We start from the raw sequence: 21,530 nt of genomic DNA on the forward strand, positions 1-21,530 counted from the left end.
CGTAGAACTCCGCGAAGAATGGCTGCCCATCGTGTCACAGAAACCCGCAACCCGCGTTATCCGCGGCTGGTTGGCGGCAAGCGTGTGCACCTGGACAGCCTTTGCCGCGCACGCCCACAGTGCGCCTACAGCGCTATCGGTGGTGGCAATGGTGCTCATTACCTGCGTCTCTGCGGCTATCGGCGTCGTGCTGGTGGGCCGGAAGTTCTCCCTGTGGGCGACCAGCCTGGTCGTGCTGCTCAGCCAGGGACTCTACCACCTGAGCTTGTCGGTGATGAGCCACCAGGGCGGCGATCTTTCCGGACTGGAACACGCGCACCATGCGGGGCGCAATCCAGCGCTGGCGCAGGACATCACCGCGCAGTACGCCAACGTGCATACCGAATCGATGCTCTACGCCCACGTGCTGGCCGCGATCGCCAGCGTACTGGTGCTCTACGGCGGTGAACGCCTGCTCAAGGCCATGGCCGGCTGGCTCACCCTTTCAACGGCCCGGCGGATCCTCTCGCGCATTCGCGTGCAGGTACCTGCTGCCCGGCCGCTTCGTGCCTACTTCCCCTTGCGTTTCCAACTCAAGCTGGCGCAATTGGGAAGACTGCCGGAGCGCCGCGGTCCGCCCTGCTTCATTCTTGCTGCCTGAGTAAAGAATCGAAGCGCCCCGCAAGGGGCTTGGAAGGAACATCATGAGCGTAGTAACCAAGAACATCACCCGACTAGTCGCAGTACTGGCATTCTCCTTGCTGGCTTTCGCCGGCTCGATCGGTGCCGCCAACGCGCACGACCAGTTGATCGGCTCCACCCCGGAGGCCGGGGCCACCATCCAGGAAGTGCCCGAGGACATCACCCTCGAATTCTCCGGCGTGCTCCAGAGCCTATCCGGCGTGGACTCCACGGTGGTCTCGCTGACCCTCGATGGGGAAAAGATCGACACCGAGGCCAAGACCAAGGGCACCAAGGTCACCGTCACCCCGGCCAAGGAGCTGGGCAACGGCGAGTACCAGCTGGCCTACCGCGTGGTCTCGTCTGACGGCCACCCGATCGAGAACAAGATCGGCTTCAGCGTCGACGCGCCACAGGCCGCCCCCACCCTGGTCAGCTCGAGCGCGCCAGCGGCGCCTAGCGACTCCGCAGGGTCCGCCGACCTGGATCCAGGCGCTAACCCGGTCCAGGACCTGGGCAGCTCGATGAGCCCGGTGGTCTGGGTCATCATCGGCGTGGTCATCCTTGGCGGCGCGCTGGGCGTGCTGGCCAAGTTCATGCGCCAGTCCAAGTAGCCCCCACCCTTCCGGTGCGCCCGAGGCCACCGCTGCCTTTGGCGCGCCTGCACACCGAACCCGAAAGCTTGAGAACATGAATTTCCGCAAAACCACTGCACTGGCCCTGGGCCTTGGACTGCTGCTCACCGGCTGCGCACAGAGCGCCGACGGGCAGCAGCCCGCACCGGCCGAACAGAAAACCGCCGGGCAAGCCGAAGCGCTGGCCACCAGCGAAACCTGGGCCAAGGCCGCCGAGTCGGGCATGAGCGCGGCCTTCGGCATCCTGCACAATAATTCTGGCACCCCGATTGCGCTGCGCAAGATCAGCAATGCCCAGGGCGATCAGATCCAGATCCACGAAATGCGCGGCACCGGCGACGGGATGACGATGGCGCAGCTCGAAGGGGATCTGGTGATCGAACCCGGCAAGGACGCGGTGCTGGCACCGGGCGGCCACCACCTGATGTTCATGGACCTGCAGGAACCGCTGGTGGCGGCCCAGACGGCGAGGCTGAAGCTGGAATTCGCCGACGGGTCGAGCACCGAGGTGGACTTCCCGATCCGCAACTTCGACGGGGCCAACGAAAGCTACGACGAGCATGCCGGGGATGCGCATGCCGGGCACTAGCGTCGACCGCCGGCTGCTGCTGGGCACCACCGCGGCCGCCGCGCTGGGCGGAATGCTCACCGGGTTCGGCACCGGAAAGCTGAGCGCTCCAGCCCCAGCGGCCACCGCCAACCCGCAGGGGTACCGCCCGTTCTACGGGAAGTACCAGTCGGGGATCCTCGACGGCCAGCAGGCCCACGCGGTCTTCGCCGGGTGGGATCTGCACTGGCGCGAGGGCTCCAAGAAGGAGCAGCTGCGCGCGGTGCTGCAGATGATCAACGATGATGCGGCCCGGCTGGCCAGTGGCCGCGGGGTGCTGGCCGACACCGAACCGGAAATGGCGCAGCCCGGATGCGAGCTGACGCTGACCGTGGGGCTGGGCCAGAGCCTGCTGGATGTGGCCGGGCGCGGGCAGATCGGCACGCTGCCGCGCTTCGCCGGGGACCAGCTCGATGAGCAGTACGGGCAGTGCGATCTGCTGATCCAGTTCTGCGCGCAGGACCAGACCGTGCTGCACCATGCGGTGCGGGCGGTGTCCAAGAACCTGCGCGGGCTGGGCGCCAGGCGCTTCGCCCAGACCGGGTTCATCAACCCCGGCGGGCGCGGGTTCCGCAACCTGTTCGGCCAGCTCGACGGGATCAACAACCCCGGCGGAGAACTGCGCGAGAGCGCGGTGTTCGGCCAGCCGGGCTGGATCGAGAACGGGACCACCTTGGCGCTGCGCAGGTTCGAGATGGACCTGGACGGCTGGGACGAGGTGGACGGCGCCGGACGGGACCATGCACTGGGCCGCCGGCAGTCCGACGGCGCGCCGCTGTCGGGCGCCAGCGTGGATGATCCGGTGGACCTGGCCGCGGCCAATGAGCTGGGGCTGCCGGCGATCGCGGCCAACGCCCACGTGGCGCTGGCCAAGCCGGCCAGCGCGGATGAGACCATGCACCGGCGGGGCTACAACTTCGACGGAGCGGCTTCCGGGTTGCTGTTCGCCAGCTACCAGCGCGACCCGGCCACCAGCTTCATCCCGGTGCAGCACCGGCTGGCGGCCGCAGATGCGCTGAACACCTGGCTGAAGCCGGTGGGATCGGGCCTGTACGCGATCCTTCCCGGGGTGCGCGAAGGCGGCTACCTGGGGGAGGCGTTGCTGGGCCAGGTGTGAGATGCGCCCAAAGCGGGCTGCCGCGCGGTGACCGGCCGGGCGAAAAATGAGATGATGAGAAGGTTATGGATACAGCACAGCGCACGGTTTCAGTCACCCGCTTCATCCTGCCCGGAATCCTCGCTGCGGCGGTGGCCTTCCTGGCGGCGGTGTTGTTCACCGGGATCGCCCGGCCGGCGGATTTGGCCGATCCCGGGGCTTTCGTGCGCTGGTCGCTGCCCATCTCCCGGGCCATCCACCATGCCTCGATGTCGCTGAGCATCGCCGCGCTGGTTTTCGGTGCGGCGATCATCCCGCGGGCCGCCAAGGTGACCGGCGATGCCGAAGGCCAGGCCCATCCGGCGTTCGCCCGCACGATGAATATCGCCGCCGGGGCCGCGGTGGTGTGGACCCTGTCCGCGGCCACCGTCATGCTGCTGACCTTCTGGGATTTGGCCGGCATCCCGATGAGCCTGGATCCGCAGTATTCGGCCGCGATCCTGGACTACATCCTGTCGATCACCAGCGGGCGGGCCTGGGCCTGGATGGTGGTGATCGCAGCGATCACCAGTTCGCTGGCCCTGGCCGCGCGCTCCAGGACCACGGTGGGGCTCAGCGCATTCTTCTCGCTGTTCGGCATCCTGCCGCTGGCCTTCATCGGCCACGCGGCCGGGGGAGACGACCACTTCGCCGCGGTGAACTCCATCGGCCTGCACCTGCTGGCCGTGGTGCTCTGGTTTGGCGGCATCATGGTGCTGGCCCTGCTCGCTCCGACGCTGGCCGGCGAAGCGCCGGGACGCAAACGCGGGCAGGTGCTGGCCGGGGTGGTGCTCAAGCGCTATTCCGCGCTGGCCACCTTCGCGGTGTTCCTGATGATCGGCTCGGGCCTGGCTTCGGCGGTGATCCGCATTACCGGCTGGGACCAGTGGCTGACCCCGTACGGCATCCTGGTGATCGTGAAGATCCTGATCACCCTGGGGCTGGGCGCACTGGGCCTGTGGCATCGGCGCATGGTGATCCCGCGGCTGCTGGAGGGCAAGTTCACGGCGCTGCGCGCGGCCTGGCAGGTCGTGGCCGGCGAGGTCATCCTGATGGCTGCGGTGATGTCGGTGGCCACCGTGCTGGCGCGCACCGCTCCGCCGACTTCCGATGAGCCTCCGGTGCAAGCGACCCCGGCCCGCCTGCTCACCGGCTACGACCTGCCGCCGGCCCCGGATACCGCCGCGTGGTTCACCACCTGGCGCATGGACTGGATCTGGGTGGCCGTGTGCCTGTTCGGCCTGGCCGTGTACCTGTGGGCCTTCATCAAGCTGGCCCGCCGCGGCGACAAGCCCAGCGTGCTGCGCCTGGCCAGCTGGATCGTGGGCCTTTTCGCGCTGTTCTACGTGACCAGCGGCGCGGTGGCCGTGTACGGCAAGATCCAGTTCTCCACCCACATGGTCGATCACATGTCGCTGACCATGATCGTGCCGATCTTCCTGGTCCTGGGCACCCCGGTCACGCTGCTGCTCAAGGTGCTGGGATCGCGCGTCGACGGCACCCGCGGCCCGCGCGAATGGATCCTCTACCTGGTGCACTCGCGCTACTCGAAGGTCATCACCCACCCGATTTTCGCCGCGGTGAACTTCGCCGGCTCGATCGTCGTCTTCTACTTCACCCCGTTGCTGGAACCGGCCATGCGCTACCACGCGGGCCACGAGCTGATGAACCTGCACTTCCTGCTCACCGGATACCTGTTCGCGCTGTCGCTGGTGGACGCCGACCCGGTCCCCAAGCGCTACCCGTACCCGATGCGCCTGGTGGTGCTGCTGGCCACCGTCGCCTTCCACGCTTTCTTCGGGGTGGCGCTGATGAGCACCGAAACCCTGCTGGCCCCGGACTACTTCGGGAACATGGGCCGCACCTGGGGCGGCACCGCACTGGAAGACCAGGTGGTGGGTGCCGGGGCGATGTGGGCGATCGGCGAAGTGCCGACCCTGGTCCTGGCCATTTTCGTGGTCATCTCGTGGCTGCGCCAGGACAAGAAGGACACCAAGCGCTACGACCGCCAGGCCGAGCGCGACAACGACGCCGAGCTGGCTGCCTACAACGAAATGTTCGCCCGCTTCAAGCAAGCCGACCGAAGGGACCCACGTGCCTAGCACCAAGAAAATCCTCGCCGCCTCCCTGGCGGTGTGCGCGCTGCTGGCCGCAAGCGCCTGCTCCGCGCAATCCGAAATGCCGCAGGACGAAACGCACAAGATCGCCGTGCAGGGCACCGCGACGCCCAGCGCATCGCAAGAGCCGCAAGAGCCTGCCCAGCCGGAAGAAATGACCACCGCGCAGGTGGCCACCACGGCCGGCGCAGTGATGGCCGCCGAGCTCGGCTTCCCCTCCAGCGCCAAGATCCAGGGCGAGGACCTCGAATCCCTGGCCACGCCGCCCACCGATACGCTCAAGGACCTGGTGGTCCTGCCGTCCCAATGCTCGGCTCCGATCGAGGACTTGAACTGGTCGCCGGTGCAGCTGGGCACCGAGGCGGCGCGCACCGACTTCACCAACGAGAACCAGTCGATCACCGGGTCGGTGGAGGTGGCCAAGCTCGGCGACGGGGCGGCGAAGGTGGCGGTGCACAATGCGAACGTGGCCACCATCCTGGAGGAATGCAAGAGCGTGAAGCTCAACGGGCTGGACTACCGCGAGACCCTGGCATTCTCCGATCCGGGCGTGCAGGATGCCGATTCGGCCCTGTACTACAGCCGTGATGGGCAGTATGCGCAGGATTCGCTGGTGCTGATCAAGAGCACCGGGGAGTATGCGGTGATGGTCTCCTTCCTCTCGGCGACCTCGCTGCAGGATGCCGCCTTCAACCAGGTGGCCACCGGCATCATGGACACCGTGCTCGCGCAGCTGCCCTAGCTCGCCGCCCCGGCAGGGAATAGAAGGCGTGGGCCTGCGGTTACACCAGCAGACCGTGAGCGAGTTTCACACTTTTCTCAATGTTGCTTAACACCGTTAGCCCCAGCGGGCCGCGGTGGCAGATAATTGAGGTTCGAATTGCCGCAGCCGCGGCGACAGCGAAAGGATCACCATGAGCACTTCCGAATCCGTCCGCGCCAATTACAAGGTGCGCGCCAGCGAACTGCTGGGCCGCAACTGGCTGAATACCGGCGGCAAGCAACTGGATCTGGACGCATTGCGCGGCAAGATCGTGCTCCTGGACTTCTGGACCTTCTGCTGCATCAACTGCCTGCACGTGCTCGACGAGCTGCGCCCGCTGGAGGAGCAGTACAAGGACGTGCTGGTCACCGTCGGCGTGCACTCCCCGAAGTTCGAGCACGAAGCGGATCCGGATGCGCTGGCCGCCGCCGTGGAGCGCTACGAAATCCACCACCCGGTGCTCGACGACCCGGAATTGGTCACCTGGCAGGCCTACGGTGCCCGCGCCTGGCCTACCCTGGTGGTATTGGATCCCGAAGGCTACATCGTCGCGCATCTGTCCGGCGAGGGCCACGCCCAGGGCCTGGGCTCGCTGGTCGAGGAACTGGTAGCCGAGCACGAAGCCAAGGGCACGCTGCACCGCGGCAACGGTCCGTACGTGGCACCGGCAGCCCGCGAGGGCGACCTGCGCTTCCCGGGCAAGGCGATCGCCCTGGCCAACGGCAACTTCCTGGTGGGCGATTCGGGCCACCACCGCCTGGTCGAACTGGCCGGCGACCTGTCCACCGTGGTGCGCACCATCGGCGCCGGGGTCAAGGGCTATGCCGACGGGGACGCTGCCACCGCGCAGTTCAACGAACTGCAGGGGCTGGCCGCCTTGCCGGCGGAACTGGCCGCCGAAGTCGGCTACGACGTGATCGTCGCCGACACCGTCAACCACCGCCTGCGCTCGGTGAACCTGGCCACCGGCGCCGTGGGCACCCTGGCCGGCAACGGAGTGCAGCGCCTGCTGGATTCGGAGAACGCCCGCCAAGAAGTCCAGCCCACCGAGCTGGGCACCGATGCGCTGAATATTTCGCTCTCGTCCCCATGGGATGTGCTCTACCACCCATCGGGGCAGGTCATCGTCGCGATGGCCGGAACCCACCAGATCTTCGCCTTCGATCCGCGCACCGGCGCCGTGTCGGTCTTCGCCGGCACCGGGCTGGAAGGCCTAACCGATGGCGCGCCGGATGAGGCCTGGTTCGCCCAGTCCTCGGGCCTGGCACTGGATGGCGAAAACGTGTGGATCGCCGACTCGGAAACCAGCGCCCTGCGCTGGATCGAGGTTGAAGAAGGCAAGGCCAAGAGAGTGAACACCGCGGTGGGCACCGGCCTGTTCGACTTCGGCTTCCGCGATGGCGATGCGCAGCAGGCGCGCCTGCAGCACCCGCTGGGCGTGGCCGTGCTGCCGGACCACTCGATTGCCATCGCCGACTCCTACAACGGCGCGGTGCGCCGCTTCGATCCGGCCACCAAGACTGTCTCCACCCTGGCCAAGGGCCTGAAGGAACCGGCCGACGTGCTGGTGGACACCACCGTGGACGGCGATCCGGTGCTGCTGGTCGTGGAGACCAACTCCCACCAGCTGGTGCGCATCCCGATCCCTGCCGAAGCACTGGTGGTCGACCAGGGCGCCAGCCAGACCCAGCGCCCCAAGACCCGGGTGCAGGCCGGCAAGCACGGGATCCTGGTCCGCTTCGCCGCACCCAAGGGGCAGAAGCTCGATGACCGCTGGGGCGATCCGACCCAGCTGAAGATCTCGGCCAGCCCTGAGGAACTGATCCTCGACGGCGCCGGCACCTCGGTGGGCCTGTCCCGCACCCTGGAACTGAACCCGGAGGTGGCCGAGGGCGTGCTGCACATTACCGCCCGCGCGGCGGCCTGCGATGGCGAACCGGGCGGCGAGATTCCCGATCACGCGGCCTGCCACCTGTACCAGCAGGACTGGGGCATCCCGGTGGTGCTGGACGCAGAGGGCGAGGATGAACTGCTCCTTGACCTGCGTGGCGTGAACTAGCCCCGGCCCGAAGCATGCATCAGGCGCACCAGCGATGGTGCGCCTTTTGCGCGCCCGGCGCCGAACGCCCGGGCAGCGCCGCAGCAAGAATCTGAGGAAACCTCAGCATTTTCCTGCCCGGGTGGCTAGACTGGAGGACGGGAGGAGCCGGAGGGATCTGGCGGTAGCTATGGCGTCGAAAATGTTCCGTGCACTGGAAGTACCAAATTACCGGTTGTGGGTGATCGGTGCGCTGGTCTCCAATATCGGAACCTGGATGCAGCGTGTGGCCCAGGACTGGCTGGTGCTCACCGAGCTCACCGACCACGATGCAGTGGCCACCGGCATCACCACCGGCCTGCAGTTCCTGCCCGTGCTGCTGCTGGGCCCCTATGCCGGACTGATCGCCGACCGCTTCGACAAGCGCCGGCTGCTGATCCTCACGCAGAGCTTCATGGGAGTCTGCGCCCTGGTCCTGGGCCTGCTGGTGGTTACCGGCACGGCGCAGCTGTGGCATGTCTACGTGCTGGCCACGATGCTGGGCATCGGCGCCTCCTTCGACGCCCCGGCACGCCAGGCGTTCGTCTCCGAGGTGGTTCCCGGCACCCACCTGGCCAACGCGGTGGCGTTGAACAGCGCCAACTTCAACCTGGCCCGGCTGGCCGGGCCCGGCGTGGCCGGTGCGGTCATCGCGCTGGTGGGCACCGGACCGGCGTTCCTGCTCAACGGCGCCTCATTCCTCGCGGTGATTTTCTCACTGGTGTTCATGCGCAAGGACGCGCTGAACCCCTCTAAGCCGGTCGCGCGCGCCAAGGGGCAGGTGCGGGAGGGCTTGGCCTACGTGAAGAACCGCAAGGACCTGGTGCTGATCTTCTTCCTGGCCGGCGTGATCGGCACCTTCGGGCTGAACTTCCAGATGACCAACGCGCTGATGGCCACCGAGGTCTACGGGGTAGGAGCAGGGGAGTACGGGATCCTGGGCTCGATCATGGCCGTGGGCACCTTTGGCGGGGCGCTGTTCGCCGCCCGGCGTTCGGCTCCGCGCTGGCGCTTCCTGATCGGCGGCGGCGTGTTCTTCGGCATCGCCGGGATTGCCAGTGCGTGGATGCCCAACTACATCGCATTCGCGCTGGTGCTGATCCCGGTGGGACTGGGGTCGCTGACCTTCTTGAACAGCTGCAACACCATGGTGCAGACCTCGGTGCCCCCGGAGTACCGGGCGCGCGTGCTGGCGCTGTACCTGATGGTGGTGATGGGCGGTACGCCCATCGGCTCGCCGCTGATCGGCTGGTTCGCTGAACTGTTCGGGATCCAGATCGCCGTGACCATTGGCGCCGGGTTGTCGCTGGCCGCCAGCTTGGCAGCGCTGGTGGTCTGGCAGAAGTTCAAGACCAACGCGGTGCCGCTGCGCAGCCAGTTCCGCGAACTGCTCGGACGCTAGCCGGCCACCTGTTCGCCGCCGGCCACCGGAACCACGGAAACTTCGGTGGTGCTGGTGGTCAGCTGCGCGGTGAAGGAGTAGTCATCCTTGACGGTCTTCTTGGCCTTGGCGCCGGTGCGCAGATCCTGCTCGGTCAGGGTCAAGGTGGCGGTGGCCTTCAGCGGGGACAGCACCCAGGCGCCGTTGTAGTAGTTCACTTCAATGGTGGGGTACTTCGCGATGGACCAGTCGATGGTTGCCGGGTCCACGCGCGCCGAGGTGCTGTAGGCGAACGGGCATCCGGCAGGCATCAGCACCTGCTCGCTGGCGCACTCGTTGAGGTAGTTCTTCACCTTGGCATTGATGGCAGCGATGAATTCCTTGGTCGGTTCGGTCTTCAGCGCGATCTCCACCGGCTCCTTGGCAGGCTTGGTGACCACCATCCCGCGGGTGTCGGCCGCAAAGTTCTTGGTGCTGAAGCTCGCGTCGAGGATTGAGGGGTAGAACACCGGAAGGGTGCTCACGCCAGCCGATAACGGGATCTTCTGCTCGTTGAACGTGACCTCGTTGACGGTGTTGGCCTTGATCTTCACGCTGGGCAGCGTGCTTGGCTCGAAGGCCCACTTGTCGAACAGCAGCCAGGATTTGCCGGCATGGCGCAGCGTGTAGGTCGATTCCTTGTCCACGCCGTGGGCCTTGTAATGCGCGGTGACGGTGCGCAACTGCTCATCGCCCTCTACCGCCTGGGCCTTGTCGGTGGTGAAATCCGTAATTCCGGCCTGGGTGCGCTTGAGCACGTCCCCATCCAGGGCAACAGCATCGCCCTGCGGGACCTTTGCCTGCATCAGGCCCAGGGCTTCGGCGCCTTCGCCCCTGGCCAGATGCTGCTGCAGTGCCTGCACCTGGTGCTGGGGGGAGAAGAGCGTACGGTTGGCGGCGATCGTTCCGGCAATGACCAGAACGACGACAGCCGCTGCAGCCAATGCCCAGCGAAGAGCCAGGCGGGCAGCGGAGATCGGCGTGGAATTACGAGTGTTCATCAGTAGCTAGGCTATCTGGTTTCCGGGCCCAGACCGAAAACGGCGTGCTGGAAGAGCCAGGTATTACTAACGGCGGCGCTTGCGGTTGCCGAAGAAGCCGCGGATCAGCTCGCGGCCAAGCACCTTGGCGGCGCCCATGGCCATGTCCATCATCGGGTTCTCTTCTTGGCGCGGTTGGCTCTGGCGTGGGGCGCTTTCCCGTCGGGGCTCCTTCGCCGGCTCGGGAGCAGTCGCTGGCGCCGGCGCCGCGGCCCGGGTTTTGGCCTCGAGCATTTCGCGGGCAGAATCACGATCCACTGCGGCGCTGTACTGCGCAGCCAGCGTCGAAGTGCCACGGACCTGGGCCATCACCTCAGGTGAGGCCGGGCCGATGTTGGACCCCGGCGAGGACATCTTGGTCCACGCTACCGGGGTCGGTGCACCTTTCTCGCCCAGCACGGTGACCACAGCCTCGCCGACACCGGCCTGGGTCAGTGCTTCCTGCAGGTCCAGTTCACCGGTTGGGAAGGTCTTGATGATCTGCTTGAGCGCGCTCTGGTCCTTGGCGGTGAACACGCGCACCGCATGCTGGATGCGGTTACCCAGCTGGCCGAGCACCTCATCGGGCAGGTCGGTCGGGGACTGGGTGATGAAGAACAGGCCCACGCCCTTGGAGCGGATCAGGCGCACGGTGTTGATGATCGCATCGCTGAACGCCTTGGTCGCATCCTTGAAGAGCAGGTGGGCCTCGTCGAGGAAGAACACCAGCTTGGGCTTCTCCAGGTCCCCGGCTTCTGGCAGGTCCTCGAACATGTCGGCCAGGAGCCACATGAGGAACGTGGAGAAAAGCATTGGCTGGGAGCTGACCGAGGGCAGTTCCAGGATGTTGATGACGCCCGCGCCGTCGCGCACCTGCAAGAAGTCCGCGGTATCGAACTCCGGCTGCCCGAAGAACTGGTCCAGTCCCTGGGTCTGCATGATCGTGATGCCGCGCAGGATCACCGATGCGGTGGATGAGGAGACGCCGCCCAGGGCGGCCAGCGCCGGGGCGCCGTCGTCGCTGAGCAGGAAGCTGATGACAGCTTTCAGGTCGCTGAGGTCATCCAGCGGCAGCTTATTGGAATCGGCGTAATGGAAGATCAGCTGCAGGCATTCTTCCTGGGTTTCGTTCAGTTCCAGGACACGGGCCAGCAAAATCGGGCCGAAGGCGTCCACGCTGGCGCGTACCGGGACGCCCTGCCCATTGCCACCCAGGCTGAGGAACTCGACCGGGTTGGTGCGCGCAACGAATTCGTGGCCGAGCTCGGCCAGTCGGGCACTGAGCTTCTCCGACGGTTCGGCAGGCTGCGCGAGGCCGCTCAGATCGCCTTTGACATCGGCGAGGAAAACCGGAACCCCGGCCACGGAGAGCTGTTCTGCCATGGTCTGCAAGGTGACGGTCTTGCCGGTGCCGGTGGCACCAGCGATCAGGCCGTGGCGGTTGAGCATTTTCAACGGCAGGCGGACCTGCGCGGTTGGCTCGGCCTTGCCGCCGATCAGTGCAGCCCCGAGCTCCAAGCAATCGGATTCGAAGTTGTAGCCTTCAACGAGGCTGGTCAGCAAAGTATTCGTTTCCTGGGTCATGGCTTCACTCTATTGCTTTTAGAACGGGTGCAACAGACGCTGGACGAAAGTTTGGGTGCGGGGGTTGGCAGGCGTGCCGAGCACCTGGGCCGCCGGACCGGTCTCCACGACCACCCCGCCATCCATGAACACCACGGTGTCGGCCACATCCCGGGCGAAGGCCAGCTCGTGGGTCACCAGCACCATGGACCAGCCCTCCTGGGCCAATTCCTTGATGACCGTGAGCACCTCGCCGACCAGCTCCGGATCCAGTGCGCTGGTGGGTTCGTCGAAGAGCAGCAGATCCGGCTGCTGCATCAGCGCGCGGACAATGCCCACGCGCTGCTGCTGGCCGCCGGACAGGGAGTTCGGGTAGGCGTCGGCCTTGGCTTCAAGGCCCACGCGGGCCAGCAGCTTCTTCGCCTGCGCCAGGACCTGGTCCTTGGGACGCTTTTGCACCTCGATCGGCCCGATGCTCACGTTCTGCAGCACCGTCAGATGGGGGAACAGGTGATGTCCCTGGAACACCATCGCCGAACGCTTGCGCAGGATCTGTGCGGCCTTGGGTTTCATCCCGGCGCTGAAGGAAACTTCCGGCCCGCCGGCGAATCCGACGGTGCCGGCATCGGCGATTTCCAGGCCGTTCAGGCAACGCAGGGCAGTGGTCTTGCCAGAGCCCGACGGGCCAATCAGTGCCAGCACTTCACCGGAATGCACGGTGAAGTCGATGCCCTGGAGCACCTGGTTCTCGCCGAAGGCCTTATGCAGGGCGGTGACGGAGAGCAGGGCGGAATTACTTGGCGACATACTTTTCAAGCCTTCCTTCAACAGAGTTTTGCAGAGCCGAGAGCACCAGGCAGATGACCCAGTAGATGGCTGCGGCCTCGCAATAGAGCAGCAGGAACTCGTAGGTGGAGGCCGTGATTTCCTGGGCCTTGCGGAACATTTCGGTGACCAGGATGGTGGAGGCCAGCGAGGTGTCCTTGACCAGGGAAATGAAGGAGTTCGACAGCGGCGGCACAGCCACCCGGGTGGCCTGCGGCAAGATCAGCCGGTACAGGGTGCGCGTGCGCGACATGCCCAGGGTGTAGCCGGCTTCCCATTGGCCCTGGGGGACCGAGAGGATCGCGGCACGAATGATTTCAGCGGCGTAACCGCCGATGTTCAGGCTGAAGGCGATGATGGCACTAGGCCACGGGTCGATGGTCAGGCCCACCGAAGGCATGCCGTAGAAGATGACGAACAGCTGCACCAGCAGCGGCGTGCCGCGAATGATGGAGATGTAGATCCGGGCAATCGAGGAGATGACCCGGTTCTTGCTGATCCGCATCAGCGCCATCAGCAAGGCGATGACCAGGCCCAAGGCCATGCTGATCAGGGCCAGCGGAATGGTTGCCGTGATCGCCCCGAGGGCTAACGGCCCGAGCGAGTCGAGGAATAACTGCCATTTCGAATCCATGGGCTACCTTTTGCGCAAATGAGACTGGCTCCACGCGTTCTTACGTGTGGAGCCAGTCTACTTATAGTGTTTGCTACTTGCTGACGTCTTCGCCGAAGTACTTCTCGGAGATCTTTGCCAGTTCCCCCTCGGCGCGCAGCTCCTCGAGCGCGGTGTCAATGGCCTGGGCCAGTTCAGTGGAATCCTTGCGCAGGGCTACAGCGGATTCGCTCTTCTCCTCGGATTCGGCAGCGATCTTGATGCTGTCATCCGGGTTGGTCTTCTGCGCATCCAGGAACGTCAGCTTGTCGTTCACGGTGGCATCGACACGGCCCTGCTTGAGCAGGGTGATCGACTGGGCCCAGCCTTCCACCGGCTCGACGTTCGCGCCGGCGGCCTTGGCGGTCTCGTAGAAGTTGCTGGTCAGCGACTGCGCGGTGGTCTTGCCTTCCAACGTCTCGAAAGAGGTGATCTCGCTGTTATCGCTCTTGGTCACCACCACGCCGGTGGAGACGGTGTAAGGCTCGGTGAACAGGTACTTCTCTTCGCGTTCCGGGTTGATCGAGACCTGGTTGGCGATGGCATCAAAACGCCCGGCATCCAGTCCGGCGAAGATCGCGTCCCACTGGGTTTCCTGGAACTTGACCTCGACGCCCATCTTCTCGCCGACGGCTTCGATGACCTCGACGTCGTAGCCGGTCAGCTCGTTGCCCTCGTGGTAGGAGAACGGGCGGTAGGTGCCTTCGGTGCCCACGGTCAGCACGCCCGAATCCTGGACCTTCTTCAAGGTGGCTCCGGTGTCCGCCGAGGACTTGGCGCCACCGGATTCGCTTGCGGAGGTCGATGGGCCTGCCGAGCCGCAGGCGCTCAGTGACAGGGCGATAATTGCGGCAGTAGCCAGCAGTGGTGCGGTGCGCTTCATGGTGACCTCGCTAGGGGAGTGGATAAAAGCTGTTGTCCTACTGAACACTCTAGTGATGATCGCTTATTCCTGCAGGTGGAAGTTACGCTAAATTCCGAGGACGATCGCCAGCAGCATCATCAGCGGGATCGCGCAGATGGTGGTGACCAGGACCGTGTCCTTCGCGATTACCACCCCGTGGTCATAGCGCATGGCCGTCACGAAAATGTTCTGCGCAGTTGGCAGGCCGGCCATGATGACCGACGCCACCAGCAGCTCGCCACGCAGATTGAATACCCAGTAGGCCAGTGCCCAGGCCAGGAACGGGTGGAGCAGCAGCTTGGCCCCGGCGGCGATCAGCACATCGGCGCGGCGGCCCGACTTCTTTTCCAGCGGCTTGGAACCCACCAAGGAGATGCCGAAAGCCATGAGCATGGCGGGGATCGAGGCGCCGGCGATCAGGTCGATCGGTTCGAGCACGATGGAGGGCAATTCGATGCCGGTCAGCGCGACGGCCAAGCCGAGCAGCGACCCGATGATCATCGGGTTCTTCGCGGTGGCCAGCAGCAAAGCGATCGGGGTGGTGCGGTGCCGCGAGGTGGTGGCATCCAGCATCGCCAGATTGATCGGCTGGTAGAGGGCCAACTGGAAGAGGATGATCGGTGCCGCGTAGGACATGTCGCCGAGCACGTACAACGCGATGGGCAGGCCCAAGTTGGCGGAGTTCACCGTGGAGGCGGACATTGCCGCGATGATGCTTTCCGAGGCCGGGCGCTTGAGCATCCGGGCCGTCGCCAGGTAGTAGAGCACCGCGGTCAGCGCCGCGGACAGGGCGGCAACCCAGAGCAGCGGCCCGAGCACGGAAACCGGATCGGACTCGGCCAAGGTGGTGAACAGCAGGGCGGGGCTGGCCACGAAGAAGGTGACCCGGCTGAGCACATGGCGGCCTTGCTCGCCCAGCACCCCGGTGCGGCCCACCAAGTAGCCGACGAGAATGACAACCCAAATGATGGAGAAGCCTTCGAGGACTCCGGTCATCGTGCTCCTTCGCTGGCTATCAGAAGACCAACAACGCCGGAGCACCATTGGTGCCCCGGCGTTCGCTTGAGCGGGCGACGGGAATCGAACCCGCGTATCGAGCTTGGGAAGCTAGCGCTCTACCATTGAGCTACGCCCGCAGTGCACCGAGCGGCCTATTGACGGCCCGGGCATCAAAAGCATATCCCACGAATCCCGCGCACCGGAAAACGGCACGGAAAATCGTGGCCAAAGTTACGCAATGCCTATTCGGAGGGCTTCTCGTTGAGCAGCTGCTCGCGCAGGATCGCCACCCCATCGGCCGGGACCTCGAAGCTGAGCTCGTCGCCGGGGTTCACTACGAAGCCGGTGTTCTCCAAGGCGCGCACCACGGTGGCGCCCTGGACCTTCACGCCGTAGGGCGCCATGTCGATGTACGAGGAAGGGATGCGCTCCAAGGTGGTGAAGACCGCTACCACGGCCTCGCCGGAAGGGTTGGTCAGCATCATCGGCTGGGCATTCTTGTTCTCGCCGGTGACCTCTTCACGGGAGAGGAAATACACCTCGGCGCTCATGAAAGCGCCGATGACCGAGCCGGACAGCTCAGGTTTGTTGAGCCCGGCCTGCAGCATCATTTCGAAATGCGTCTTGGGCTGTGCCCGCTGCTTGTCCATTGGCGTTTCGATGATCGCATCCGGGACCTGGTCTGGTTCTTGGCCTTCAGCGGCGGCGGAGGTGTTCTCGTTGCTCATGTACTACAGCATGTCGCGATAAACCCCCAGGTGCAAACGCCGAATGCGGTTAATTCGGGGTAAAGGCCTAAAATGGCAGATGAGCACACACGATTGAATCAAGGACTGAGCATGCCTGAATTCCGTTACGAGGATCTTCTGCCAATTGGCGAAGATACCACCCCGTACCGCAAGATTTCCTCCGAAGGTGTCGAAGTTGTCGCCGGCCCGGATGGAAAGAACTTCCTGAAGGTCGCGCCGCAGGCACTGGAGCAGCTGGCCGAGACCGCGCTGCACGACATCTCGCACTACCTTCGCCCGGCCCACCTGCAGCAGCTGCGCAATATCCTCGACGACGAGGATGCCAGCCCGAACGACAAGTTCGTCGCCCTGGACCTGCTGAAGAACGCCAACATCGCCGCCGGCGGCATCCTGCCGATGTGCCAGGACACCGGTACCGCGATCGTCATGGGCAAGCGCGGCCAGCGCGTGCTGACCGAAGAGCAGGACGAGATCTCGCTCTCGCGCGGCATCTACAATGCCTACACCCGCCTGAACCTGCGCTACTCGCAGCTGGCTCCGATCACCACCTGGGAAGAGAAGGCCACCGGCAACAACCTCCCGGCGCAGATCGACCTCTACGCGAACACCAAGGACGGCGCTGACACCAGCTACAAGTTCCTGTTCATGGCCAAGGGCGGCGGATCGGCCAACAAGTCCTTCCTGTACCAGGAGACCAAGGCGATCCTCAACGAGAACTCGATGCTGAAGTTCCTCGATGAGAAGCTGCGTTCGCTGGGCACCGCCGCGTGCCCTCCGTACCACCTGTCCATCGTCATCGGCGGCACCTCGGCCGAGATGGCGTTGAAGACCGCGAAGTACGGTTCGGCCAAGTACCTGGATTCGCTGCCGACCGAAGGCGCGATGACCGGCCGCGGCTTCCGCGACACCGAGCTGGAAGACAAGGTCCTTGAGCTGACCCGCCACTTCGGCATTGGCGCGCAGTTCGGCGGCAAGTACTTCTGCCACGATGTGCGCGTGGTGCGCCTGCCTCGCCACGGCGCCTCGCTGCCGGTGGCCATCGCAGTATCCTGCTCGGCTGACCGCCAGATGCTGGCCAAGGTCACCGAAGCGGGACTGTTCGTCGAGCAGCTGGAAACCGATCCAGCCCGCTTCATGCCGGCGGAGGACCACCCGGCCTTGGCCGCGCACGACGACGAGACCGATGGCGTCACCGGCACCGCTGGCTCTTCGGTGGTCAAGATCGACCTGAACAAGCCGATGAGCGAAATCCTGGCCGAGCTGACCAAGTTCCCGGTCAAGACGCGTTTGTCGCTGTCCGGTCCATTGGTTGTGGCCCGCGATATCGCACACGCCAAGGTCAAGGAACGCCTGGATGCTGGCGAGGAAATGCCGCAGTACCTCAAGGACCACCCGGTCTACTACGCAGGTCCTGCCAAGACCCCAGAAGGCATGCCTTCGGGTTCCTTCGGCCCAACCACCGCAGGCCGCATGGACTCCTACGTGGACCAGTTCCAGGCTGCCGGCGGCTCGATGGTCATGCTGGCCAAGGGCAACCGCTCCAAGCAGGTCACCGACGCATGCAACACCCACGGCGGCTTCTACCTGGGCTCCATCGGCGGCCCGGCGGCACGTCTGGCCCAGGATTGCATCAAGAAGGTCGAGGTGCTCGAATACGAGGAACTGGGCATGGAAGCGATCTGGAAGATCGAGGTCGAGGACTTCCCGGCCTTCATCGTTGTCGATGACAAGGGCGAGGACTTCTTCGCCGAGACCTTGAAGCCGACCTTCACCGGCATTCCGGTGCGCGCGAAGTAATTCTCCAGCGCTCTGGGCAGGAACCACCTGCCATGAACTGCTCCCCAAAAGTTGGACTGTAGAAGCCAGCAACTTTTGGGGAGCATTTTCATGCCGTCCGGCGGCACGCAACCTGGAAAACCGTTCCCGGGATTGCATGCCGGTGCGGAGGGCAGATTCCAGGATGCTCCCGCAAAAGGGAAGCCCCTTGCGCGAAGCGCAGAGGGGCAGGGTGCTGACGAGGCTACTTCGTGTGAACTTGCTGCTTCGCGTCCCGGGCACTAGTTAATATTGGACGCTAGTACTGGATGCCCCGCTGCACCCTGATTCGGGCACCGCCCAACGCCCAGCGGATTCGGGCAGAGCCGCGAATTGGCGACTCGCAGCAACAATGTTCGTGGTTCCGGCGGTTCTGGTGGACCTGGCAGCGGCCTGTTCCAGACCGGACTACTGGGTGAAGCCGAAGCCCCAGTCGCGGTACGGCGGAAGGAAACGCAGGACCATCAAGTCCTCGTCCACGACCACATCTTCGCCGGCCTTCTTGGATTTTTCCTGCGGCTCTTCGTCTTTGGCTTTCGCGGGTTCTTTCTCGATAGCTGCCTTTGCTTCGCTTTGCTCGGCCTCCGCTATCGAGGCGGCCAGCATCTGGTGGTACTCTTCGAACGTTTCCGCTCCGGAAGCAAGCATCGCTTCGGCATGCTCGACGCCGACATAGCGCACATGCCACGGCTCGTACTTGTAGCCGGTGATCTCTTCCTTGCCCTGGGGGTAGCGGATGATCAGACCGTATTCCGCCGCGTGCTCGGCAATCCACAGGCCGGCCGGGGTCTGGCCGAATTCGGCTTTCAATTCGGCACGGCTATCGGTGTAGCCCAGGTCTGCGGCCAAACCAAGCTGGTGCTCGCTGGTTCCGGGGCGCGCAGAAATCCGTTCGGCATAAGCGGTGCCGTACTTGGCTTGGTACTGGTTGAACAAGACCGCCTGGCGCTGGTACGAACGGTATGCGCTCAGCAGCTTGATCGAATGGCCGGCAGCGCGCGCATCAGCAATGAACGCTTCAATGGCCTCTGCCGCCTCAGGACGCAGGGTCATCGAGCTGCCGGCAACACCAACTAGCTTGCCGGGAACGTAGTCCTCCGGCGAAAGCTTCGTGGTGGGGTTGATCAAGGCCAAGGGGCTCGATGCCTTCGACAGCTGCGAGCTCTCGACGGCAGGCAGATCCTCGGCCGGCGCAGCGAGTGCGGCGGTGCCGGAGAGCAGCAATGCCGATGCGAGTACGGTGCCAGTCAGCGCGGAGGCTAGGCGCATGTTGAATAAACCCTTGAGTTGCGGAGCGATGATGGGAAATCCCAGCTTAACGATAGCTGGAAACGCTGGGTAATTGGTGGGAAATCTGCGACCAGCTGGTGAACAGGAGGCGGCCAGTGATCTCGACTCACTGTACATAATTGGCCTAATAGTTCGGCTGCCGGGGAAAGTCAGGATAAATTTATACGCGTGTTGTATTCAGATGGTGACATTCGTCGAGAAATAGCGTCCGGTGAGATTGGGCTAGAGCCCTTTGACCCGCAGATGGTCCAGCCCGCATCCGTGGATGTTCGACTTGACCGGTTCTTCCGGCTTTTCGATAACCACAAGTATGCGCACATCGATCCTTCGGTGGAGCAAGATGAACTGACGCGCCTGGTCGAGGTCGACCCCGATGAGCCATTCATCCTGCACCCGGGCGAATTCGTGCTCGGCTCGACCTACGAAGTGGTGACCTTGGGCCACGGCGTGGCCGCCCGGCTGGAAGGCAAGAGCTCCTTGGGCCGCCTTGGCCTGCTGACCCACTCCACCGCAGGGTTCATCGATCCGGGGTTCTCCGGCCACGTGACCTTGGAACTGTCCAACATGGCCACCTTGCCCATTAAGCTGTGGCCGGGATCGAAGATCGGCCAGCTGTGCTTCTTCAAGCTGACGTCGGACACCGAGCATCCGTACGGTTCGGGACCCTACGGCAACCGCTACCAGGGCCAGCGTGGCCCCACGGCTTCGCGCAGCCACCTGAACTTCCACCGGACCATCATCGAGAACTAAGCGGCAGTACCGCTCAGGATCCCGCAAACGGCGCTGTCCCCCAACACTTGTTGGGGGACAGCGCCGTTTGCGGCTGGAAGCTACGCGGTGACCTTCTTGGGCGACCGGATTGGCAGGAGCAGGAGCAGGCCGAGCGCCAAGACCACCAGGATGCCCAGGATGCCGTAACGCTGGGCTTGGCCGGATGCCACCAGCGGGGTAGCGATGGCGATGGCCCCGGCAAACAACGCCGGTGCCAGGAAGGACACGGCGCGACCGGTGGTCGCGTACAACCCGAAGAGCTCTCCTTCGCGTCCTTCGGGAATCAAGCGCGAGAGGTAGGAGCGGGAAGCTGCCTGTGCCGGTCCGACGAACAAGCACAGCAGCAGGCCGAAGATCCAGAAGCCCGCGGCTTCGGGGGAGAAGAAGACTCCGGCGCCGGCAACCAGCAGGCCGATCAGCGAACCGACAATGACCGCCTTTGGGCCTGCCACGTCATCGATGCGGCCGCCAAGCACCGCGCCAAGGGCCGCAACGACATTGCCGACGATCGCGAAGATGATCACTTCGGTCAGTTCGAAACCGAAGGTGCCCGCGGCAATGACGCCGCCGAAGGTGAAGATGGCGGCCAGCCCGTCGCGGAAGACGGCGGAGGAGCAGAAGAAGAAGAGCAGGTTGCGGTCGCTGCGCCACAGTTCCCTGATGTTGTTGAACAGGACCTTGTAGGTAAGCATCAGCGGGATTTTCTTCGAGGTGCTCGGTGGCGCTTCGGGGATGACGAAGAACAGCGGCAGCGCGAAGAGCAAGCACCAAGCGGCAGAGAACACTGCCACCCAGCGCAAGTTCAACGATTCTTCGGTGCTGGCACCTGGCCAGTCCACGATTGGCTGCACGAACAGGAAGAGCACCAGGGCGAGGGCGAGGATTCCGCCGACGTAGCCCATGCCCCAGCCGAAACCGGAGACCTTGCCGACCGTTGCCTTGGTGGAAATCTGGTTCAGCACCGCGTTGTAGTTCACGCCGGCGAATTCGCCGAAGACCGACATGGCCGCGACGAGGATCGCGCCGAACCAGAGGTAGGAAGGGTCGGGGTAGACGAAGAAGCAGGCCGCGCAGATGGCGACGAGAACCAGCGTGTTGACCACGATCCACAGCTTGCGCCGCCCGGCAACATCGGCGCGAAGCCCGGTGACGGGCACCAGCAGGGCGATGGCCAGGCCGCCGATGGCCAGTGCCTGCGAGAGGACCAGCGACGCATGGTCGGTGTCGCCGAATAGCTCGCTGGTGAGATAGACGGTGAACACGAAAGTGATCATGACAGCGTTGATCGCGGCTTGGCCCCAGTCCCAGCTGGCCCACGCCCAGGTGTACTTGTTAAGCCACTTTTCACGAATCGCCGACGGTTCGACCTGATTGATTCCCATGCTGGCATCGTACCTGCAACAGGTAATCAGGCGATGAATAGGAACGACCTTTTGGAGAATAGCGGCTAGCTTGGAAAATCAGCTGGTCGCGGAAAACGCAGGGAATATTCCTTAAAGGGCACATTCGTGCGATTGCAGGCAGGCCAC

19 protein-coding genes and 1 tRNA gene are annotated in these 21,530 nt (G+C 64.6%); 10 read left to right on the forward strand and 10 right to left on the reverse strand.

Annotated elements, in window-relative coordinates; all coding sequences use genetic code 11:
• Nucleotides 1–31: 31 nt before the first annotated feature.
• From ACIOTL_RS04525 to ACIOTL_RS04560, 8 genes are all read left to right on the forward strand, one after another.
• Nucleotides 32–640 carry a hypothetical protein gene (locus ACIOTL_RS04525; protein ID WP_332485890.1) on the forward strand — a complete coding sequence of 203 codons (609 nt, stop codon included), beginning with the start codon at nucleotides 32–34 and terminating at the stop codon, nucleotides 638–640.
• A 43-nt stretch (nucleotides 641–683) separates the two neighbouring features.
• The gene (locus ACIOTL_RS04530; protein ID WP_105657035.1) at nucleotides 684–1,274 is read left to right on the forward strand and encodes a copper resistance CopC family protein; all 591 of its coding nucleotides are present in this window, start codon (nucleotides 684–686) and stop codon (nucleotides 1,272–1,274) included.
• Nucleotides 1,275–1,350: 76 nt separating this feature from the next.
• Nucleotides 1,351–1,884, forward strand: a complete 534-nt coding sequence (locus ACIOTL_RS04535; protein WP_133833542.1) for a copper chaperone PCu(A)C — start codon at nucleotides 1,351–1,353, stop codon at nucleotides 1,882–1,884.
• Nucleotides 1,871–3,019 carry a Dyp-type peroxidase gene (locus ACIOTL_RS04540; protein WP_400341950.1) on the forward strand — a complete coding sequence of 383 codons (1,149 nt, stop codon included), beginning with the start codon at nucleotides 1,871–1,873 and terminating at the stop codon, nucleotides 3,017–3,019. Before ACIOTL_RS04535 ends, ACIOTL_RS04540 begins: the two co-directional genes overlap by 14 nt.
• A gap of 65 nt (nucleotides 3,020–3,084) precedes the next feature.
• Nucleotides 3,085–5,139: a cytochrome c oxidase assembly protein gene (locus ACIOTL_RS04545; protein WP_105657032.1), complete on the forward strand. Its 2,055-nt coding sequence runs from the start codon at nucleotides 3,085–3,087 to the stop codon at nucleotides 5,137–5,139.
• Nucleotides 5,132–5,896 (forward strand): hypothetical protein, encoded by a 765-nt coding sequence (locus ACIOTL_RS04550; protein ID WP_400341954.1) that lies wholly within the window; start codon nucleotides 5,132–5,134, stop codon nucleotides 5,894–5,896. Before ACIOTL_RS04545 ends, ACIOTL_RS04550 begins: the two co-directional genes overlap by 8 nt.
• Nucleotides 5,897–6,068: 172 nt before the next feature.
• Nucleotides 6,069–7,976 carry an NHL domain-containing thioredoxin family protein gene (locus ACIOTL_RS04555; RefSeq protein WP_400341955.1) on the forward strand — a complete coding sequence of 636 codons (1,908 nt, stop codon included), beginning with the start codon at nucleotides 6,069–6,071 and terminating at the stop codon, nucleotides 7,974–7,976.
• 181 nt (nucleotides 7,977–8,157) lie between these two features.
• On the forward strand, nucleotides 8,158–9,396 hold the full coding sequence (locus tag ACIOTL_RS04560) for an MFS transporter (RefSeq protein ID WP_332594843.1): 1,239 nt from the start codon (nucleotides 8,158–8,160) through the stop codon (nucleotides 9,394–9,396).
• On the opposite strand, the gene ACIOTL_RS04565 is transcribed toward ACIOTL_RS04560, so the two are convergent.
• From ACIOTL_RS04565 to ACIOTL_RS04600, 8 genes are all read right to left on the reverse strand, one after another.
• Complete coding sequence (locus tag ACIOTL_RS04565; protein ID WP_400341957.1) at nucleotides 9,393–10,415, reverse strand: hypothetical protein; 1,023 nt, start codon at nucleotides 10,413–10,415, stop codon at nucleotides 9,393–9,395. The genes ACIOTL_RS04560 and ACIOTL_RS04565 overlap by 4 nt on opposite strands.
• 66 nt (nucleotides 10,416–10,481) lie before the next feature.
• The gene (locus tag ACIOTL_RS04570; RefSeq protein WP_133833548.1) at nucleotides 10,482–12,017 is read right to left on the reverse strand and encodes a helicase HerA-like domain-containing protein; all 1,536 of its coding nucleotides are present in this window, start codon (nucleotides 12,015–12,017) and stop codon (nucleotides 10,482–10,484) included.
• Nucleotides 12,018–12,035: 18 nt separating this feature from the next.
• Nucleotides 12,036–12,803, reverse strand: coding sequence for an amino acid ABC transporter ATP-binding protein (locus tag ACIOTL_RS04575; RefSeq protein ID WP_332485898.1), 768 nt, complete (start codon nucleotides 12,801–12,803; stop codon nucleotides 12,036–12,038).
• Entirely contained in the window at nucleotides 12,790–13,455 is a 666-nt protein-coding gene (locus ACIOTL_RS04580) for an amino acid ABC transporter permease (RefSeq protein WP_105657025.1), read from the reverse strand. The genes ACIOTL_RS04575 and ACIOTL_RS04580 overlap by 14 nt, the downstream gene beginning before the upstream one ends.
• 73 nt (nucleotides 13,456–13,528) lie before the next feature.
• Nucleotides 13,529–14,356, reverse strand: a complete 828-nt coding sequence (locus ACIOTL_RS04585; protein ID WP_105657024.1) for an amino acid ABC transporter substrate-binding protein — start codon at nucleotides 14,354–14,356, stop codon at nucleotides 13,529–13,531.
• 87 nt (nucleotides 14,357–14,443) lie between these two features.
• Nucleotides 14,444–15,373, reverse strand: a complete 930-nt coding sequence (locus ACIOTL_RS04590; RefSeq protein WP_133833550.1) for an AEC family transporter — start codon at nucleotides 15,371–15,373, stop codon at nucleotides 14,444–14,446.
• Nucleotides 15,374–15,442: 69 nt separating this feature from the next.
• A tRNA-Gly gene (locus tag ACIOTL_RS04595) sits at nucleotides 15,443–15,513 on the reverse strand.
• Between the two features lie 105 nt (nucleotides 15,514–15,618).
• Nucleotides 15,619–16,104 (reverse strand): SseB family protein, encoded by a 486-nt coding sequence (locus tag ACIOTL_RS04600; protein WP_105662527.1) that lies wholly within the window; start codon nucleotides 16,102–16,104, stop codon nucleotides 15,619–15,621.
• Between the two features lie 111 nt (nucleotides 16,105–16,215).
• On the opposite strand from ACIOTL_RS04600, the gene ACIOTL_RS04605 reads away from it, so the two are divergent.
• The gene (locus ACIOTL_RS04605; protein ID WP_400341960.1) at nucleotides 16,216–17,922 is read left to right on the forward strand and encodes a fumarate hydratase; all 1,707 of its coding nucleotides are present in this window, start codon (nucleotides 16,216–16,218) and stop codon (nucleotides 17,920–17,922) included.
• 426 nt (nucleotides 17,923–18,348) lie between these two features.
• Here ACIOTL_RS04605 and ACIOTL_RS04610 read toward each other — a convergent pair whose 3' ends face one another.
• A complete protein-coding gene (locus tag ACIOTL_RS04610; protein ID WP_400341962.1) occupies nucleotides 18,349–19,209 on the reverse strand; it encodes a M15 family metallopeptidase in 861 nt (286 codons plus the stop codon).
• A 189-nt stretch (nucleotides 19,210–19,398) separates the two neighbouring features.
• On the opposite strand from ACIOTL_RS04610, the gene dcd reads away from it, so the two are divergent.
• Nucleotides 19,399–19,980, forward strand: a complete 582-nt coding sequence (gene dcd, locus ACIOTL_RS04615) for a dCTP deaminase (RefSeq protein WP_013349886.1) — start codon at nucleotides 19,399–19,401, stop codon at nucleotides 19,978–19,980.
• A gap of 80 nt (nucleotides 19,981–20,060) precedes the next feature.
• Here dcd and ACIOTL_RS04620 read toward each other — a convergent pair whose 3' ends face one another.
• On the reverse strand, nucleotides 20,061–21,383 hold the full coding sequence (locus tag ACIOTL_RS04620) for an MFS transporter (protein WP_400341964.1): 1,323 nt from the start codon (nucleotides 21,381–21,383) through the stop codon (nucleotides 20,061–20,063).
• Between the last annotated feature and the right edge of the window lie 147 nt (nucleotides 21,384–21,530).

The organism is Glutamicibacter sp. NPDC087673, from assembly GCF_044743255.1.
Classification (GTDB): Bacteria; Actinomycetota; Actinomycetes; order Actinomycetales; family Micrococcaceae; genus Glutamicibacter.

Excerpts from the sequence above, each read along its gene's own strand:
- ACIOTL_RS04555 (WP_400341955.1), top strand. The coding sequence starts at position 6,069 with ATGAGCACTTCCGAATCCGTCCGCGCCAATTACAAGGTGCGCGCCAGC.
- ACIOTL_RS04620 (WP_400341964.1), bottom strand. The coding sequence starts at position 21,383 with ATGGGAATCAATCAGGTCGAACCGTCGGCGATTCGTGAAAAGTGGCTT.
- ACIOTL_RS04570 (WP_133833548.1), bottom strand. The coding sequence starts at position 12,017 with ATGACCCAGGAAACGAATACTTTGCTGACCAGCCTCGTTGAAGGCTAC.
- ACIOTL_RS04610 (WP_400341962.1), bottom strand. The coding sequence starts at position 19,209 with ATGCGCCTAGCCTCCGCGCTGACTGGCACCGTACTCGCATCGGCATTG.
- ACIOTL_RS04545 (WP_105657032.1), top strand. The coding sequence starts at position 3,085 with ATGGATACAGCACAGCGCACGGTTTCAGTCACCCGCTTCATCCTGCCC.
- ACIOTL_RS04590 (WP_133833550.1), bottom strand. The coding sequence starts at position 15,373 with ATGACCGGAGTCCTCGAAGGCTTCTCCATCATTTGGGTTGTCATTCTC.
- ACIOTL_RS04605 (WP_400341960.1), top strand. The coding sequence starts at position 16,216 with ATGCCTGAATTCCGTTACGAGGATCTTCTGCCAATTGGCGAAGATACC.
- ACIOTL_RS04530 (WP_105657035.1), top strand. The coding sequence starts at position 684 with ATGAGCGTAGTAACCAAGAACATCACCCGACTAGTCGCAGTACTGGCA.
- ACIOTL_RS04580 (WP_105657025.1), bottom strand. The coding sequence starts at position 13,455 with ATGGATTCGAAATGGCAGTTATTCCTCGACTCGCTCGGGCCGTTAGCC.
- ACIOTL_RS04560 (WP_332594843.1), top strand. The coding sequence starts at position 8,158 with ATGTTCCGTGCACTGGAAGTACCAAATTACCGGTTGTGGGTGATCGGT.
- ACIOTL_RS04585 (WP_105657024.1), bottom strand. The coding sequence starts at position 14,356 with ATGAAGCGCACCGCACCACTGCTGGCTACTGCCGCAATTATCGCCCTG.
- ACIOTL_RS04600 (WP_105662527.1), bottom strand. The coding sequence starts at position 16,104 with ATGAGCAACGAGAACACCTCCGCCGCCGCTGAAGGCCAAGAACCAGAC.
- ACIOTL_RS04575 (WP_332485898.1), bottom strand. The coding sequence starts at position 12,803 with ATGTCGCCAAGTAATTCCGCCCTGCTCTCCGTCACCGCCCTGCATAAG.
- ACIOTL_RS04535 (WP_133833542.1), top strand. The coding sequence starts at position 1,351 with ATGAATTTCCGCAAAACCACTGCACTGGCCCTGGGCCTTGGACTGCTG.
- ACIOTL_RS04565 (WP_400341957.1), bottom strand. The coding sequence starts at position 10,415 with ATGAACACTCGTAATTCCACGCCGATCTCCGCTGCCCGCCTGGCTCTT.
- ACIOTL_RS04540 (WP_400341950.1), top strand. The coding sequence starts at position 1,871 with ATGCCGGGCACTAGCGTCGACCGCCGGCTGCTGCTGGGCACCACCGCG.